11 protein-coding genes are annotated in these 18,134 nt (G+C 48.1%); 10 read left to right on the top strand and 1 reads right to left on the bottom strand.

The genetic code is table 11. The features are described from left to right. The 3 genes from ABEB26_RS25780 to ABEB26_RS25770 form a co-directional block, all read left to right on the top strand. A partial coding sequence (locus tag ABEB26_RS25780) for a hypothetical protein (protein ID WP_345724965.1) occupies positions 1-245 on the top strand: 245 nt, incomplete at its 5' end. A gap of 42 nt (positions 246-287) precedes the next feature. Next, positions 288-2,045, top strand: coding sequence for a helix-turn-helix domain-containing protein (locus ABEB26_RS25775; protein ID WP_345724964.1), 1,758 nt, complete (start codon positions 288-290; stop codon positions 2,043-2,045). A gap of 139 nt (positions 2,046-2,184) precedes the next feature. After that, positions 2,185-2,535 carry a hypothetical protein gene (locus tag ABEB26_RS25770; RefSeq protein WP_345724963.1) on the top strand — a complete coding sequence of 117 codons (351 nt, stop codon included), beginning with the start codon at positions 2,185-2,187 and terminating at the stop codon, positions 2,533-2,535. Between the two features lie 37 nt (positions 2,536-2,572). Here ABEB26_RS25770 and ABEB26_RS25765 read toward each other — a convergent pair whose 3' ends face one another. Next, entirely contained in the window at positions 2,573-5,587 is a 3,015-nt protein-coding gene (locus ABEB26_RS25765; protein ID WP_345724962.1) for a Tn3 family transposase, read from the bottom strand. 311 nt (positions 5,588-5,898) lie between these two features. On the opposite strand from ABEB26_RS25765, the gene ABEB26_RS25760 reads away from it, so the two are divergent. From ABEB26_RS25760 to ABEB26_RS25730, 7 genes are all read left to right on the top strand, one after another. After that, positions 5,899-6,870 carry a tyrosine-type recombinase/integrase gene (locus ABEB26_RS25760; protein ID WP_345724961.1) on the top strand — a complete coding sequence of 324 codons (972 nt, stop codon included), beginning with the start codon at positions 5,899-5,901 and terminating at the stop codon, positions 6,868-6,870. A 195-nt stretch (positions 6,871-7,065) separates the two neighbouring features. Beyond that, positions 7,066-13,536, top strand: coding sequence for an ATP-binding protein (locus ABEB26_RS25755; protein ID WP_345724960.1), 6,471 nt, complete (start codon positions 7,066-7,068; stop codon positions 13,534-13,536). Further along, positions 13,490-14,224 (top strand): hypothetical protein, encoded by a 735-nt coding sequence (locus ABEB26_RS25750; RefSeq protein WP_345724959.1) that lies wholly within the window; start codon positions 13,490-13,492, stop codon positions 14,222-14,224. The genes ABEB26_RS25755 and ABEB26_RS25750 overlap by 47 nt, the downstream gene beginning before the upstream one ends. Before the next feature lie 46 nt (positions 14,225-14,270). Continuing rightward, positions 14,271-15,221 carry a restriction endonuclease gene (locus tag ABEB26_RS25745; protein WP_110519315.1) on the top strand — a complete coding sequence of 317 codons (951 nt, stop codon included), beginning with the start codon at positions 14,271-14,273 and terminating at the stop codon, positions 15,219-15,221. Between the two features lie 34 nt (positions 15,222-15,255). Next, positions 15,256-15,729, top strand: a complete 474-nt coding sequence (locus ABEB26_RS25740) for an AAA domain-containing protein (protein ID WP_345724958.1) — start codon at positions 15,256-15,258, stop codon at positions 15,727-15,729. After that, positions 15,719-17,392: a phospholipase D-like domain-containing protein gene (locus ABEB26_RS25735; protein WP_345724957.1), complete on the top strand. Its 1,674-nt coding sequence runs from the start codon at positions 15,719-15,721 to the stop codon at positions 17,390-17,392. The genes ABEB26_RS25740 and ABEB26_RS25735 overlap by 11 nt, the downstream gene beginning before the upstream one ends. A 268-nt stretch (positions 17,393-17,660) precedes the next feature. After that, positions 17,661-17,891 (top strand): hypothetical protein, encoded by a 231-nt coding sequence (locus tag ABEB26_RS25730; protein ID WP_345724956.1) that lies wholly within the window; start codon positions 17,661-17,663, stop codon positions 17,889-17,891. The last annotated feature ends 243 nt before the right edge of the window (positions 17,892-18,134 follow it).

The following is an 18,134-nucleotide window of genomic DNA, read 5'->3' as shown; positions in this document are numbered from 1 at the left end:
CAGCAAACCAGCGATCCGTGACCATTGATGACCTCCGCAAGCCAAAAAACGGGTACGGTCACTATGATAGCGGATCGGTCGCCGATGATGAGGGTGATCCAGGTGATGATGTACCTGATCAGCACAAAGGTTCCTCGCGCCCTGATCAGAACGGATCTCAGCCAATGGAATCTGTCTCACTCGATATTAGCACACAGGGCATTCGCACAGATGTTGGTCTTGTTGGGTGCGCCAAAAACCGCTAGGATACGTTTACCCGTGGCCTCGTATCCGTAGCGGAGGTAGGTATGGCCGCTCCCCAACGAACCCGCGAACCATCACCAGCCTGGCAACAACTCGAAATGAAGTTGACCTGCCCAAAGCAGCATGTCTATGAGTTGATCCGACCCGTTGTCCTGTTTGACCAACCGGTTGCTGAGCGGGCTGCCGAAACGGCTACGGCGGAACGCACCCTCTATCGCCATGTGCAGACCTTTCGTCAGCATGGGCTTGGGGCGGCGCAACGCCCAGCAACGGCTCCGATCCGCGCTGCTGCTCGGCTTCCTGCTGAAGCCATTGCCTATCTGCTGGCCATCAAAGCCGAGTATCCGCCGATGCGCCATTACGAACTTGCGACCATTTGCCTCGTGCGCTTTGGCCGCCGACCGAGCATCAAAACCGTGAAGCGGGCCTTGGCAACCAATACCTTGCCCATGCTCACCACCCGTCGCTTTCCGCCCTATCACACCATTCCCGATATTGTCGAGCGTCGCCGTGCCATTCTCCGGCTTATCACCGAAGGCTGGACGAAGAAAAGCATTGCTGGTTATTTGGGCATCAGCCGGAAAACCGTCCATGGCGTGCTCAAACGCTGGGATACAGAAGGGCTTGCAGGCCTCAAACGGCGATCATCAGCGCCGCATCGGCATGGCCGACGACTGGCAAGTACGGTTCAGCACCACGTCCGCCGCCTCCAGCGCAACCCCTTGCTTGGGGCATGGCGACTGCATGCCGCCCTCCGTCGCGAAGGCATTCATGTGAGTCCTCGCACCTGTGGCCGCTTGATGGCGATCAATCGGGAGGTGTTTCCTGAATTACGACCGCCCGAGCCGCCCCCGAAAAAAGATCCGCAGCCCATGCCGTTTGCAGCCCAGTATCGGCATCAATTTTGGACGATTGATATCCGGTATTTGGACATGCATCGCCTCGGCGGTGGCAATGTGTACTGCATTTCTATTTTAGAAAATGCGAGTCGGGCGATTGTCTCAAGCGCGATTAGTCGCCTGCAAGATACCACGGCAGTCCTGAAAGTTCTGTTAAGTGCCATTGAAACATGTGGGTGTCCTGATGGGATTGTGAGTGACTCAGGGAGCGTGTTTCGGTCACGACGGCTTGGCCAGATCTGCCATGCCTTGGGGATTCAGCGCTTTTTTATTGCGAAGCGCCAACCTTGGCAGTCGTATATTGAAACGGCGTTCAATATTCAACGCCGTATGATGGACGAGGCCGAAGCGGGGTTTCGTGCCGCACGAACGTGGCAGGAATTATGGATTGCCCATCGGATGTGGATGAAGCACTACAACCAGGAACGTCATTGGGCACACCGCCAGCGGCAAGATGGTTGTGATACCCCGCTGAGCGTGCTTGGGGACGTGCATGGGCGCATCTTTCCCGAAGCATTGATTCGGCGGATCTTTGAAGCCTTACGCGTGAATCGTATGGTTGATCGGGTGGGCTTTATTCGCTTCCGCCATTGGCGCATCTATAGCGAACTTGGGCTAGCACGGCATGTCATTACATTGTGGATTGATACCGATCACGTGATGGTGACCTACGAGAGCCACGATCTCCGGCGCTACGAAGGGATGATTGCGCGTGATGGAACGATCCGCCACCTCAGCCACGATACCAAATTTGACCACCCATTTGCCAGTCCCCAACTGATGTTGTGGGATGTGATTGAAGACGACTGGGGAAAAGCCGTTCCTGTTGCCCATGCGGAACGAACGCGCGTCCCGCGCGGAAAGGCCACACAATTGACGATGGATCTCGATACGGCGGCGTAAGGGTCAATGTTCTGCCAACACGAGTGATCGGTATGTGTTACCAACCTATTGGCTTAGTGTGCGACGGATTGATCGCACGATACTGCATGCATGGTATGCAGCCTACGGGTATACGCTTTGGCGGGAAGCGGATGATTTCATGGCCACCTTTGGCATGTTAACGATTGATGCAACGACTTATAGCGACACACCGATCCCACATGTAGCCCTCGCAGATGAGGATCAACGGTATCCTTATTATTTTCGACGGTGGAATGCTGCTGGTTTTGCCATCACCGTTGATCCACACACAATCCCGGATTTCAGCGATGTCCTCCCTGTTTGGGATCGGAATCCCATGCTGCAAACACGGGATGATGCGATTCCGATTGGAACCTGCTTAACACCCTTTGAGCCTATTCCAATGCCACTGATCTTCCATCGCCATGGGGGTCTTATGACCGTTCACAAACTGTATAACGTCGATACGATTGCCCTTAAAGGCGTGTGAGTATTATTTGGACGGAAACCCGCGTTTTCGAGATTTTTCACAAATCCTCAAGCAGATCGCGTTTTGACGGATCGCGCAGTGGCCGTAATTCACCGCGTTGGACTTCTTCCGGAATCGCAAAGAAATAGCGACCCAGCACATTGATGTGCCGATGGATAAACGGGGAAATGCGAACCAGATCATCCGCATCAATCACAATTCCCGCCGCCTGCATCTGCGCCACCGCCGCATCCATATAGCGCGTATTCCATAAAACGACACAGTTCAACACCAGTCCTAATGCCCCCAACTGATCTTCTTGTCCTTGGCGATAGCGTTGCCGGACTTCACCGCGTTGGCCATGAAAGATGACGCGGGCTAAGCGATGACGACGCTCGCCTTTATTCAACTGAGTGAGAATGCGCCGACGATAGGTCTCATCGTCAAGGTATGCCAGCAGATACAGCGTTTTTGCCATCCGCCCGACTTCCGTCACGGCGCGGGCTAACGTTCGGGGCCGTTTATCCCCATGGAGCCAGCGCACCACCACATCCGCCTGGACCGTCCCCATCTTTAATGATCCCGCGAGACGCAGTAATTCGTCCCAATACTCGGTAATGATTTTTGTCGAAATGGTGTGGCGACCAACATCATTTAAAAGGCCATAATCAGCCTTCGGATCAAGTCGCCAAAAGCGCATATCCTTGAGATCGGCCAAGCGTGGACTGAATTGATACCCTAACAGCCAAAAGAGGCCAAAGACAATATCGGAATAACCAGCTGTATCGGTCATCACTTCTTTAATCTGGAGATGGGTTTGTTGTTCTAACAAGACATTGAGCAAATAGGGTGCATCGCGCAATGCCCCTGGAATGACAATCGCATTAAAGCCCATGTTTTGGTCGGAAATCCCGTTGTACCAAGTCACGCCCCGCTGTCGCGGAAAATGCTTGGGGCTGCCGCCCGCATTGATCGTGCGAACCGGAACAACAAAGCGCAGACCATCGACGGATGCAACTTCGCCACCACCCCACGCCTGTGCGATGGGGATGGTTGCTTGCGCTGCAACCAGACGCGCATTGGCCCGCGTCAGGGTTTCTGGTCGAATATAGTTCTGTTGCACCCATGCTAAGCGTTCTCGGGTTAAGGCGGGATTACTCTGATTCACAAGTGGTTCCAGCCCAATATTGCATGCTTCGGCCAGCAACACGGCGCAGATACTCAGACTGAGATCGGTGGCGCGGGTTCCCCCCTCGCTCAGGTGGGTAAATTCATCGGCAAAGCCCGTCATGGCGTTGATTTCGAGCAAGATTTCTGGCAGATCCGCACGCGGCATCCGGGCTTGGATCTCGCTCCGGAGTTGCTTAAGGGTCAGTGGATCGTCGAGTTTATCGAGGCCAGTAATAATGGGACGATCATGGTCGTTGATCTTCTCAATCCGAACTCCTGGATTCTCCGGCAAGTTTTTTGCCGTTTCGGCATAGGCCGCATCCAGTTGGGTGTCTAAGAGCGCTAATTCTGCGTGGGGATCACGCAGCCGTCCCAAGGTTCGACACATATGGGTACGCACGCTCTCCCATGCATCGGGTTTGAGGAGCATGGCGCGTGGGTCACCCCACCGTTCGCTTGGGGAGACAAAGACTTCGCGGCGATCCAAACTTTGATGCAAGCGCTCTAAAACGGCAAATGTATAAAACTGCCGATCAACGACTTGGCCACTATCGAGGACAAGCCGCCGCCACCGAGCACCGACAACCTCCGTAGGTGCATGATGCAATTTTGGAGGATTTGGGGCATCCAAGGCCCGGAGAAACTGAAGGGCTGCGAGCACGGGCTTGCCGCTCAGCGTTCCATCAAAGTTAATGGTCTCAAGCAGGGTCGGGAGAAATCGGCGGAGGTGAGGATAGGTGCCGTCCAATTGGGCTTCAAAAGGTTCATGTTTCGGCTGGACAAGGTTGCGGACGGTGGCAATTGCGGCGGCAATGTGGGCGGGATCGTGATCATGAAAAATACGCGGACGGACTTCACTATCGGCGTACTGCTGATCAAGCAGCATCTGGCAGACGGCTTGTAATTGCATGGCTGCGGCATCGAGGTCGCTGAGCGAGCGCGTTCGGGCTTTCTGTTTCTGGGTTTCATTGGAGAGAAAGAGGGCATTGATGATTTGGTTAAAGATATCCAGCACATCATCGTGGGCGGATGCTTCAAGCTGCATGGCACAAGCCCGCAGGGTGGCGAGTCGTCGCGGGTTCTGAAGGGCGGCAATGGCTTGCGCCCGTGCCCCCATAGCGTAGCGAGCCAACGTCTTTAATCGACCAGCGGGAACCATGGGAATTGGGTGGGCTGCAATGCCCAGATCACGAATAGCCTTGAGACGTTGGAGTCCCGCCAGCATGCCGACGGCAGTCGGCGTGGTTGGCGGCTTGCGAAGCCGATCAAGCGGGCTTTGCCGATTCGGTGTCGGAGCACGGACAAGATCGTCTAGATGCTGCTGTTGGGTCGGCGTAAGCGATCCGCCAATCATCTGCCAGAGCCGCGTTGTTGACCGCTCTTGAATCGTCCCAATCAGCCGCTCAAGGGTGGTTGGGCCAGGTAACAAGACTTTATGGTGCATGAGCCACGCCATCGCGTGTTCAAAGAGGACAAAGGGACGTTCATTGCTGAACCACGCGCGGGCATAGAGCCAGCGGATGAGCCGAAAATGCCACGGCTGGTCGTGAAAATCATGGTAGCCGTAGTCCTGACAAATCTCACGCGCATGCTCCCACTTAGTATCCTCACGTTCGAGATAGCGATCGAGGGTGTAGGTCGTTGCAATAGCGAGTTGGCGTGCCATAAAATCAATAACGATGGGAGGAACCGCGATGGGATTCGCGAGGAATGTTCCCAGGAATCGGACAGTGCCCAGTTGGAGAGCAAATCCAAGACGGTGGTGTGATCCATTATGACGACGAACACGCTGAAGATCAACCTCGTCAAGATGGAAGAATTTTGCTAATTGGGTTGGATCGGGATCACCGGTATAGTCTCCGTAGGCGGCGTGCTGTTCTTCGGTTAAGAAGGCGGTTGGCATGAAGACTCCTGAACAAGGATTACGGTTCTCGTATGGAATACCCGTGCACTCATGGATATGCGCAGATCGCTGGGATTAATTGTCTCTAGTAATCGGTCGTTTATGGAGCATCTTCGACGAGCCGAGCCTACCAAAGATTGCCATGGAAAGGGGTTGCATAATAGAGTAAGATACATAGCAGAGAATTGCAATTCTCTGCTATGTAGTCCATTCAATCCACCAACCCATGAGCGTCAATTGATGTACCACGAGTGCGCCGAACAGAGAAAAAACATTGCCGAGAGTAGATGAACGATTCAGAGGTGGTGTCTATGAGCGATTCAGTGCCTGTTGCAATGCTGATTGATGCATGGTTTCGCCATGCTGAAATCGATATGACCCACGCCACATGCAAACGCTATCGGGGGGTATTACACCGTCTGTGTGCATGGTTTGCGTCCACAGAACAGCGTTCGATCACCCTTGCTGATCTTCATCCCATCAATTTGGTGGGGTATCGTGAAATGCTCAGGCAAACCACCGCAGTCAGTACGGTCAATATTCATGTGAGTGCGCTCCGCATATGGTGTACATGGTTGGTTGATCAGGGCTATCTTGATACGAATCCCGCCCACCGTCTCAAACTGGTGAAGCGTCCATCGCCGCTGAAGCCAAAGGCCCTCAGCCCGGTACAGGTTAATGCCCTCTTACGGCAAGCCCAAACAACACGTAACCCTGTACGAAATACCGCCATTCTTCAGATGTTAGTCCAAACAGGAATGCGCATCGGTGAATGTGCCGCCTTGTGCTGGCATGATATTCAGTACGGCGAGCGCAGTGGTCAGGTTGTGATTCGTTCGTCTAAAGGCCATACAACGCGAACGGTGCCGCTCAATGAATCGGTCCGCGTAGCATTAGCGCTCTATATTGGTCCAAAACTGGGGGTTGAAGCAACGATTCGGGCAGTCGCGAAGATGTGGCCATTGCACTGCAAGCGTGAGCAACCTCGCCCGCTTTGGATGAGTGAGCGTCAGACCCCCTTGAGTCTCCGGGAGATGAGTGCGATGATTCATCACATTGTGCGCGATGCCGCAATCCGTGACCTCGTGCCAGCAAGCACGACGCCGCATAGTCTACGTCACACCTTTGCGACCCGCTATCTGGTGCGACACCCCCATGATTTGGTCGGTCTTGCTCGTCTCCTTGGACACAGCTCGATCACAACGACGCAAATCTATGTCCAACCAACCGAGGCAGATATTGCAAATCGTGTTGAACAAATTGATCTTAATGCATATGGTTAACCAAGAAAATCCTGTGTCGTACTTACCAGAAAAGCTGTTTCTATCCATGCGCTACACCAAAATTCATCAATGCTGGTTATCTTTGTTCATAGAATGCCAGTTGATAGCATCATGGTAGGAATAATTATGTCCAATTTCAATTTAGGCCTTTAGTTTTGCGAGGCTTGATTCTTTAGAATAACCTTGAGAGGCACTATGTCAAAACCAGATCTTCGGGGTGCTCGTGCGTCGAATGCCGGTGATACATTTCATGAACTTTGGGTGCTTCGACATGCGTTATCGTTACTTAATGAAGACACAAATCTGGCTGCTATTACAGTAGAAGGTTTGATGGTAGATGATGAAATTGGTACATCTAAAGATCAATGGGATGGGGTGGATTGCGCCTTTTACTATGGGGGTGATAGCATAGAATCAGCTGATCGTATTGTCGTTGATCAACTCAAATACTCAACGTCAAATGCTCAACAGCCATGGACGGTGAATCGCCTTACCTATGCGAGTAATGATAAAAAAGATAATTCAGTCATTGGTCGGCTTGCAAAAATCTTTAGTGGTTTAAAAAAGAAACGATCAGATTTTATTGCAGGAAAGCATATTACGTTGCGGCTTGTTAGTAACCAACCCCTTGATCCAGCGGTTTGGGCCATGTTATTGGGACAGCCTACACCGCCACGACGAGGGAAAAAGCAAACAGCGCCAGTCACAGATCGTGATAGGTTCGTGAAAGCCAGCGGCTTAGACTCCAATACTTTTGAAGATTTCATCAAAAGCCTTGATTTTTCACTCTGTGGAATCCAATCTCGTTTTGCACTTGAGAAGCATATTCATGCCACAATCTCTACTTGGATAGATGATGATGCACGCACCTCTGTAAATAATCTTTTGCGTTTTGTCCAAAGTGCCATGCTACCAGAAGGCCGAAGAGACTATATCACCCGCCAATCCATCTTAGCGGGACTGGGATTTTCTGATCCTCGTACTATATTTCCATGTCCTTCTGAGATTAAGCAACTCGATCACCTTGTTCTGCGTGCGGCGGCTCAGACAATAGTAGAAATGCTTATTAGCAATAAACAACGCCTCTGTGTACATGGCGAAGGTGGTATGGGAAAAACTACGTTGCTTCAAGATATCAAGGCACGCCTTCCAGATGATTCTGTCATGATCGTTTTTGACTGTTATGGTGGAGGACGTTATCTCGACGCTGATGCGTTTCGTCACAGGGCACAAGATGCCTTTCTACAGCTCTCAAACGATCTTGCCCGCGAAATTCGCATTCCTCTTCTACTCAATCGCTCAACTGCTCATGATTATCCCAGAGCATTCAAGAAAAGGCTGGAGCGAGCCGCTGATGTTATTGCAGCAAACAATCCCTCGGCTCTTGTACTTATTGTGGTTGATGCGGCTGATAATGCACTGACAGCCGCACTAACACAAGGCGATAAATGTTTCATTAGTGATTTTCTTTCGATCGGCACATTGCCATCAAACGTTCGTCTTTTAGTCAGCGCCCGAACGGGACGGCTCCCCATGCTCGAACTTCCCTACACATTTGACAAGTTTGAACTTAGTGGCTTTACCCTTGATGAGACAGCACATCATGTACACTCTGTTTGGCCTGAAGCACCAGATGCATGGATTGAGGATTTTCATAAGCTATCACGGGGGATCCCACGCGTACAACGATACGCTTTTGATATTGCGCAAGATAAGCCTGATAAAGCATTGAGGTATCTTCTACCGCATGGCAAAGACTTAGATCATGTATTTGAACAACAATTTACTCAAGCTATTCTTAAGATAGGACAACAACAAGAACTTCTCATGTTTTGCTCCGCACTGATTGCACTACCACGACCTATTCCTCTTTCCGATCTCGCAGCAGTAACAAAATTTAACGAAACCCATATTCGTGATCTTGCAAGTGATCTCGCACCTGGGGTTCAGGTTGTAAATAACCTGATTAGCTTTGCTGATGAAGACTTTGAGCAGTTTGTGCGACTTAAGGCCGAGGCGCGGCTTCATATGCTCCAGCTAAAGATTGCAGAGCACTTTACCAAACAGGCTCAACAAGACAGTTATGCTGCAACCCACTTGGCCTCTGCGTTACTTGCCGCAGGACGAAAACAAGACATCATAATGCTTGTCGATAAAGAACCTATTCCTGAAGCAATCCGAGATCCCCTGCTTCGACGTGACACCCAACTCCAGCGCTTGCGCATTGCTATGAAGGTATGTCGAGAGGCAGAGAATCCTGTTGATAGTTTATTGACACTGCTTAAGGGTGCCGAGGCACTAAAAACGAATGTAACAATTCATAATTCAATTATTAATAATCTCGATCTGGTGGCAATTTTTGCCCCACACACGTATGCACTAGCTGTCCTACGAAATTCCCAGGAAATTCAACACCATGGACCACTCCTATTCCATATGATGGCGAATGATGCCCTTGAGAAAAATGCCTTTGCTGTCCGTAATGGATATCGCCAAATACGTGCATGGTTACAACGCCGTAATTCAGAATTTGTACTGAAAAAGCAGCGGTTCCCCAATGATGAGCCAGAGGGTTGGGAGATTGGCACTAATGATATTGTCGCAGAAACTGAGGCACTTCTTCGTATTGAAGGGCCTCAGTCGGCTATAGCGCAACTATTACGCTGGAGACCAAGATCCGCAGTCTTCGAGGTTGCATTAAGACTGTCCAAAAAGCTTATTACTTCGGGGGACATAGATCTCCTTCAACAGGTGTTACAAGAGATTCCACGTCAAACGCCGTGGGATATCTTTCTTCTGGTTCCTCTTGTGCTTGTTGGTCAGAGCAGTGATATTGCTCGTATTGAAACGTGTTTAGGAATTCTGTATCGTCGGGGATTGATAAAGGCTGATAAATTGAAGGAACGCGCGAGGAATGAAGATTTCTCCTACATCGAGTACATTGATTTGATTCTCACTGCCTGTGAGATTGTTGTTGGTCATACAACTCAGCACAAGAATGCGCTTTCAATCCTTCAAAGCTTTGTAACACCTGAGCGGCGTTGCTACGACGAATTTAATACCTCAGACTCATTTTATATTGATATCATTCTTCGCGCGTATAGCTTATTGAGACGCTTAGGAGGGCAGGAAATAGAGATTAGAGAGTTTTTAGTTGAGCCTTCAATCAAGTTATCAACAGAGACGACACGTCGCCAAAACGCTCAACTAAGAGAAAAGAAAGACCAGCTTTCTGAATTTCTACTACCACTGATACCAGTGTATACCGTTCGGGCACAGTTGATTATAGGACAAATTTCTGGAGAGGCAGGTACTCTTCTTTTACAGAAGGCTGTTAATCGAACTGGCATGAATACATATAAATTTGATGCCAGCTATCATGCTTTTGGTATGCGGACGCAAGTAGCATCATCGATCACGAAATTACTTATGGTTTCAGAATTTGATCGGATTGCTCTTCTAAAAAGTATCAAGGCGGTTGTTGGATGGAAAAACGATTACTTAAGCGAGACAATGGTCAAGATGTATACCCATCTTGCAATGGATCATTCCTTTCATGAAACGATTCTCTCTGCTGTTACTGATCAATCTAAAAGCATAAAATCCATGAGAATTGAAACCCAAGACAAAATTGATGCGTTCCTACGATTTGCACGGCTTATTATGCCCTTTAGTCATGCTGATGCTAAACCGTTCTTTTTCAATGCTTTGGAGATTGCCAATGATATTAATCTTGAAACCGGACGAGAGATAGCCCTATTTAACCCGCTCGTAAAACATGGGTTTCATGTACTATCCCCCGAGCAAAGATGCGAGATGGCATCCCAGCTTGCTATAGTGGTTAGTGATACTCATACAAGGATTGGTAATAGCGATGAGTTCCCTTGGACTGAGGTAACCGAAGCAATCACAACCCTTGATTGCTCAGTAGCATTCGCAATGGCTGGGCGATGGGACGATATAAATATTATTAAATATGAGAATATTCTCCCAACGATCTTGTTAACGGCCCTTCTTCAAAACACTATAGCTCCTGAGAGTGCAACGGCTTGTGCGACACTTCTTGATAACTTTCCATCAAAGCTTATGAGTTCAATTATAGAAGGGTCATCGTCCAAGAATCGCAACCTTATTATTGAAATATTGGCCTGTGATGAGTTATTGCGATTCGGTCATGGCCAACGCTCAGAGGTAGTGACTGTACTGAAGGCAGAGAATCCTAGCACATTCTGGCTTAAACAATTAATGAAGGCAGAATTATTTCATCAGCAGGAAGTCGCTCAAAAACCAGATGATAAATCTCTTGACATCTTTGATATGGTTGATAATCAGAAAAAAATAACTCCGCCTGACCCATTCCAAGGCATTGATTGGGATCAACGCTTTGTATCAAAGGATACAATTAATGCCGTACTTGAGCAGGTAATTGAAACTGCTCGGCGAATAGATAGTTTTATTTACCCTGAAAAAATCTTGAATCATATCGCCACAGTAGTTTCATTCCGCGATCGAGTTGCCTATCTTGATGTTTTAAGCGAAGGCGGATTATATGGTATACACAATATTATGCTGGCAGATGCTATTGTTTACTGCATCAAAGAATGGAATACCCCAGCTGTTATCGATTGGTGTAAAACAAGCCTCATGGACGTGATCGGTAAAATGCTCCCTGAATTTGCTGCGTATCTTACTTATGGGCACTCGCCTCTTCCTATGCTCCTTACAAAAACTGGCTTACCAGCCCACGAGATCTTTAACGGGTTACTTGCTGCTATTGAACGCCATGTAGATACATTGCAATCCTTAACAATCTTCGCGCTGGTTGGCCTTTTAGGGGAATATAGTTCGCCATGGGTAGCGGCAGACGTTAGTGGGCGCTATGCATCCCGACTTGTTGACCGGATACCTGCACAGGATTGTGATCGGTGGGATCTCGTTGATATACCATCCTCAGGTTCCGAGGCTCTTGCACGATTTCTCTATGCACTAATGTCTGATATAGATGTGTACAAACGCTGGCGTGCAGCTCATACTGTTCGCCGACTTGCACGGCTTCAAGAGAGCGAAACGGTTGATCATATTGTGTCGCTCTATCACAAAAAAACAGAATTGAGCTATCGAAATCCCCATGCACCCTTTTACTGGCTCGCTGCTCGATTATGGCTTGTAATTACTCTGGATCGAATTGCAACGGAGACACCAAACATCGCTGCCCTCTATGGAGAAAAGCTCTTTGGAATTGCGTCAGATACTTCCTTTCCTCATCTCCTCATCCGCGCGTTTGCAAAATCGGCGGTTCTCCATTTGGATGAGACAGGAACACTGCTCCTTGATGCACAACAACGTACGCTATTAGATAACATAACGATAGGAGTATCAACAACCCTACGGGAAAGCCAAAGACACATACATCAAACCGACCTTTATCAAAATCAGCCAAGTCGATCAGAACGATTCAGCTTTGATAGCATCGATACTATCCCTTATTGGTATTCTCCAGCGATTAAACTTTTTTTTGATGTTGGTATGACAGAATTTTGCACTATAGCAGAGGAATGGATTGTTGATACGTGGCAAGTGCACGATAATCCAAGAGAATGGTCTAAAGAGCCAAGAAATTATCGTATCACCGATAGTATGGGTATGAGCACAATGCATCGCCATGGAGACCTCCCAAGAATTGAGCGCTACCATACCTACTTGGAATGGCATGCCATGTGGTGTACGATGGGACAGCTTATCCAAACACGATCGCTTGCAAACAATAGTGATGAGGATGATGATTACTATACGCCCGATGGCTGGATACGTCGAAATGGTCTCGCAATGCCGCCATTTTGGCTTGCAGATTTTCTTAGAGCAAAGCCATTAGAGGCTCAATTTTGGATTTCTCCCGAAGTCCCTATTGATGCATGGGTTGATAGTATCACTGACCAAACATTCCTCAATCAAATCTTTGCTAGTGATAATTCAGAGATGCTTGTAGTCGATGGTGATCATAATACGCATTCATACCGATTTAAACAGGAAACTCGAATCAGAACTGCGCTTGTTTCACCTGATACCGCACTTGCTCTTGCACGGGCACTTCAGACTGTTGCTGACTCATGGGACTATCGCATTCCTTACGTAGAAGATAGGCTTGCGATCGACACATCACCCTATAAGCTGATTGGATGGCTTATTGATTATGAGCATCTGATTGAAGGCATTGATGAATATGATCCGCTTTGTTACGATATTCGTTCTATTGAAACGTATCCTGGACCAATGGTAGAATCAGTGCTTAATCTTAAATTTCACTATGGTGACCAACTACAATGGGTCAATGTAGAAGATAGCAGTACAGCATTCATCTATGAATGTTGGGGGGATAGTCGCGATGATAGGACAGAGTATACAATGCGATCGACTGCTCAGGTTCAGTCAAACGGATGGCGGCTGAATATCAATAAGAAGGCATTACTAGCTTTTTTGGATGAGGTGCAACTAGACTTAATTGTTGAAGTAAAGATTACTCGGGAGAATAATGGTTATGGACGAGATCGAGATGACGAATCAAGAACAAAAAAGAATCAACCGCATCGAATCTTTATCCTCCGAAGAGATGGAACCATCGATGCTGCCGAACGATGTATTGGAACTTGGACAGTATCTCGTTCGTGAACTCGGCTTGGATACTGGTGTTGATACGCTGGGTAAATGGATGGCACATCACCTTGCTCAGCTTATGGATATGGTGAACCATGCAACAACGGAAAACGAGCGCCTAATAGCCCAACAGAGGTCGATAGAGATCATTCTCAAGATATGGGAGCATCGCGCAATGCTTCCAGGTAGAATATATCCTCTCCATACACTTAAGGAGGTTATCCCTGTTTTAAAACGACTCCAGCCAACCAATAATCCTTTTTCTTATTTTGAGAATAGTCCAGAAGCAAAAAGAGAACATCTTGCAGCCAATCTTTTTGATAGCTTAACCCGACTTATTATGACACTTCTCTTTATGCGATTACCGCACATAGAGCAAGAAGTTCCGCACGAACAAACTCCTATCTTGATGCTTAATGATATAGAAAAATATGTCATAAGTACCATCGAGTCTTGGGCTGATTTTATTATTCCTCACGAAGATAATATCGATAGTAGTTCAAATAACGAAACTTCGGAGGAATTCAGCAACGTCTATCTCAACCAAATAGCTATCGATCATATCAGTAGGATTGAAACGACCTTGAGTGCCCTCAAAGCGCATATTCAAGGAAAATCTGATGAGGAAGAATCACCGGGGTTGAAAATCTATGGAAGCGAAAGACCAGAATATTCAGACATAGAAGACTGGGAAGAGAATTAAAATACTAAAAACATACTTCATCCTAATTCTACGGAGATGCAATGATATGTCATCGATACAAAATACTTTATTAAAGGCATTGTATGAACGCTATTTTGATGATCCCACGTTTCTCAGTCTTCATTCCTTTCGGGAGGAAAATAATATTGATGATGAAGTATTCTGGGATGAGGTTGAGGGATTAGAGGATCAGAAACTCATAAGCGCGTATGCTATCGGTGGGGCATACATATTGAATACTGCTGGAGTTCTCTTTGTTGAGGAGAATAAACTCGCTGATAGTGTTCAAATAGAGCAGCATCAACAAGCAAGAACACAAATTCTTAATCGGCTGATGTGGCAGTATGAAACCAATGGCAAACATGCACCCTATTTCTATGAAGACCTTGCTCGTGATCTCAGTATGGACACCAATTATTTAGTAACCCATCTTCGTATGTTAGATGTGATGGGCTTTATTGAGGCTCATGCATTAGGGGGATTATTTTTAATAACCTCTGTTGGGCGTCGATCCGTACTTGAATGGCGAGCAAAAATGAATATACGTCAGATGTATCTGGACGCTCATAGCCTTTCAGCACAAAAACGAGGAAAAGCTCTAGAACGTATTATAACTGAGTTGGCGAAGCACGAAGGCTGGAACCTTGAATCAAACGTTATTACACGAGGTGAAGAACTCGATCTCGTTCTTGTGAAAAATCATGCCTACTATTTGGTTGAGTGTAAATGGCATAAAAACCCCATTGAAGCAAAAGATATTCGCGACTTTTATGGAAAATTAGCACATCGCACTCATTACCGAGGGCTGTTTATATCGATGTCAGGGTTTACCTCTGGTGCGCGTGAGCACATTAAATCATATATCAGTCACCATCCAATTGTTTGTTTTGGGCCGCGCGATGTCGAGGCATTGATACAAACAACAATCGCATTAGATAATCTTGTTGAGCAACGGTATCGACGGTTAACAACGCAACGTCAGCTTGAATATGAGTAGATAAAAATTAATAAGCTTGTGAAAAATTTCGAAAATGCGGTTTTCCGTCCAAATAATACTCACACGCCAACAGCAGCTTACGGAATTAGAACATGCGCTGCGTATCCAAGCTCCGCAAGGCGGACGAAAAGCGGTTGCTGTGATTGCAGGTTATAACCATCAGGTGGAACTGCTCCGACGACAACTTACAGTCCACGACCCAGAACGATGGCGATGTCTGGATATCGAAGTGAATACGGTGGATGCCTTTCAAGGAAGCGAACGCGATATTGTGTTCTACAGTATTGTGTGCAGTAATGTCCAGCGTGAAATCGGCTTTTTGCGTGATTTTCGGCGCTTGAATGTAGCGCTTTCCCGTGCTAGAGAACTGCTGTTTATTGTCGGCGATCATGCCATGGTTGTTCAGGCCGATACGAAAGGGTATGCTAATCCATTCCCTGAGATTATCACCTACATTCTTGCCCATCCGCAAGAATGTCTGTTATGGAGTCCCGTCGATGACCTTTGAAGCATTGATCACGGAGCATCGCGATCATCGTCCAGGCTATGACTTTATTGGCCACTACGAGGCGGCAATTCCATTTTATGAGATGCAGATTAAGGTGGAAGTGTTGCGTTCGGTTGAGATGTCAACCATGGCTCAATTTGTGATGCGGCTGATCCATGCTGGTATTCAAACAGAGCAGCGGATGGCGGAAGCGCTGGGAGTTGCTCCTGAATTTATTCAGAGTGGGTTAATCGAACTGGATCAACAAGGATGCCTCCGTCGAACCTTCGATGCGCAGCAACACGGGCGGCTTGTATTCCACCTGACAAAAAAAGGGACTACCGCGCTGACGAAAACCTTGACAACCGCCACGACCGAATATTTCCGAATAGCGGTTGATGGATTGTTGGGGGATATTGTGCCCCATAACCGCGCCTCATTTTTGGATCAACGACGGTTAAAACAGCAAGGGGTATTCTTGCTTCACCCCGTTCCAAGGATGAAACCAACGATTCCGCGCCTGATCGAATCGATTCGCCAGGTAGAGCACGCGTATCGACGGGGCTATAATCAGGTTGCCGCCGCTGATCATCTCGTTGATGTGCTATCGATTGAAAAAACGCATCTCGCCTACAAGCTCGTTAATGTCTTAGTCTTCGTGGAACAAACCAGCAATCGGCTCGATTTCAATGTGTTTGAGGGGTATGAGGCGGCTCCCCAGTATGATGCCGTGTTTGGCCAACGCGAGCGTGAAGGCCGCCATGTCATTCCGGAATCACTCTTGGTGTCACTCAGTGATCCTGGATATTCGCAGATTTATACGGCAATCCACGATCAACTTGAACCCATGATTACGACGGTGGAACCCCGTGGAGGAAGCCAAGACCACGTGGTATTACGCCAAGACCGCGCTGATGACTCCCTCCCTTCCGAGATTGTTACCGAGAAAACACAGCGTATTCGTCAACTAGAGGAAGAAAAACAACACCTTTTAAGTATGATCAGCTATCGTGGGGTAACACGGCAGGTGAGTAATGCCGAGCATCGCGTGCTCCTTATCCGTGCCCTAGAGGAGGCTCAGCAACAAGTCACTATTATTTCGCCGTGGATTAATAGTTTTTCGGTTGATACTCCGGTTCTGGAGCGCATTGAGCAACGTCTTCAGCATGGAATTCAGATCAGGATTGGATTTGGAATGCCGCTTCAGCATAATGAAACACAGGATACCTATATCAAGCCGGATGTGGCGCAGCGCTTTCGGCAGATCAAGAGCAAACCCTATGGTCAACACTTCGTCGTCCAATATTTGGGCACCCACGAAAAGATCCTCCTGTGTGATCACGCATTTTGTGTGGTCACAAGCTTTAATTTTCTTTCCTATACTGGAACCCAAGGGCTTCGTCGTGAAAAAGGTATTTATACCGAAGATCAATCCCTTATTACCGATATCAGTAACGATGTTGGGATATGGCAACGATTCAAGCAATCGAGGGCCATAGAACATAACGTGAACTATCGGGTTGTCTTTTCCCACGTCGTTGGGCACGTTCACAGGGCAATTACCTCGTCAACAATGGGAAGAGCAGCAACGACGATGGCCAGCTATGCCGCATGCAACGAGGCACAATCCTACGGCTCTGACGGAGCGGGAAACAGCATCGACAAGAAACCTTCTGTGAAGTAAAAAATATACTTTAATAACGCTACCAGGCCACACGATGAGGGCTACCAATCGAGGCAGGTTGCTAGAAATACTACACAGAAGGGACGTTCTGTGTAGCGAAAAAAGCGCCGCTGCTCGGTTCCGAAGCGATGATATGCGCTGTCTTTTGGTCTACATTATGTTCTGTGGCCCGTGGCTAATCGAATCGTTGCCCTACCCCGATGTTATGAAGCTTTTTCGTGCCTAAAAAGGTGGAAAATCTCTATTGCTGGACTAAAAGGCGACTTCCATGCAGAAAGCAGAAGCATTGGCGCAGATTGACTTGATCATTGACGACCTCTCGAATGGCGAGTTATTCGATGCGGTGGGTGAGGCGGGTTATTTGTTGGTGCGCGAGGCCTTGGAAGTGGTAAGACTGGCCTTGCAGGGGCGGCTGTTACCGAGCGAAGCCCATCGGCATGTGTTGATGGATAGTATTAATCAGCAGTTGACCAACCCGCCGGATGAGCACCGGAATTGAACGAAGCGTGCGTGATCATGATCAGTATGTCACCATTTGGCCGTAGTGGCTGATGCGGGACAATAGCGATCCAACGCGATGGGTGGCGGAGGCCCATACCACTGCCCAATCGCGTACTGGGCTTAACTGTAAATTCCCCATGCGCATCAAGCTTAAATGGAAAGGACGCTCTTCTGGCATCATGACATTGCACCACACCATGAATCAGAGGAGCATCCGATGGACATCATACCGCAGATCAGC

It is taken from the genome of Herpetosiphon gulosus, from assembly GCF_039545135.1.
Taxonomy (GTDB): Bacteria; Chloroflexota; Chloroflexia; order Chloroflexales; family Herpetosiphonaceae; genus Herpetosiphon; species Herpetosiphon gulosus.
This window is presented reverse-complemented; position numbering and strand designations above follow the sequence as displayed.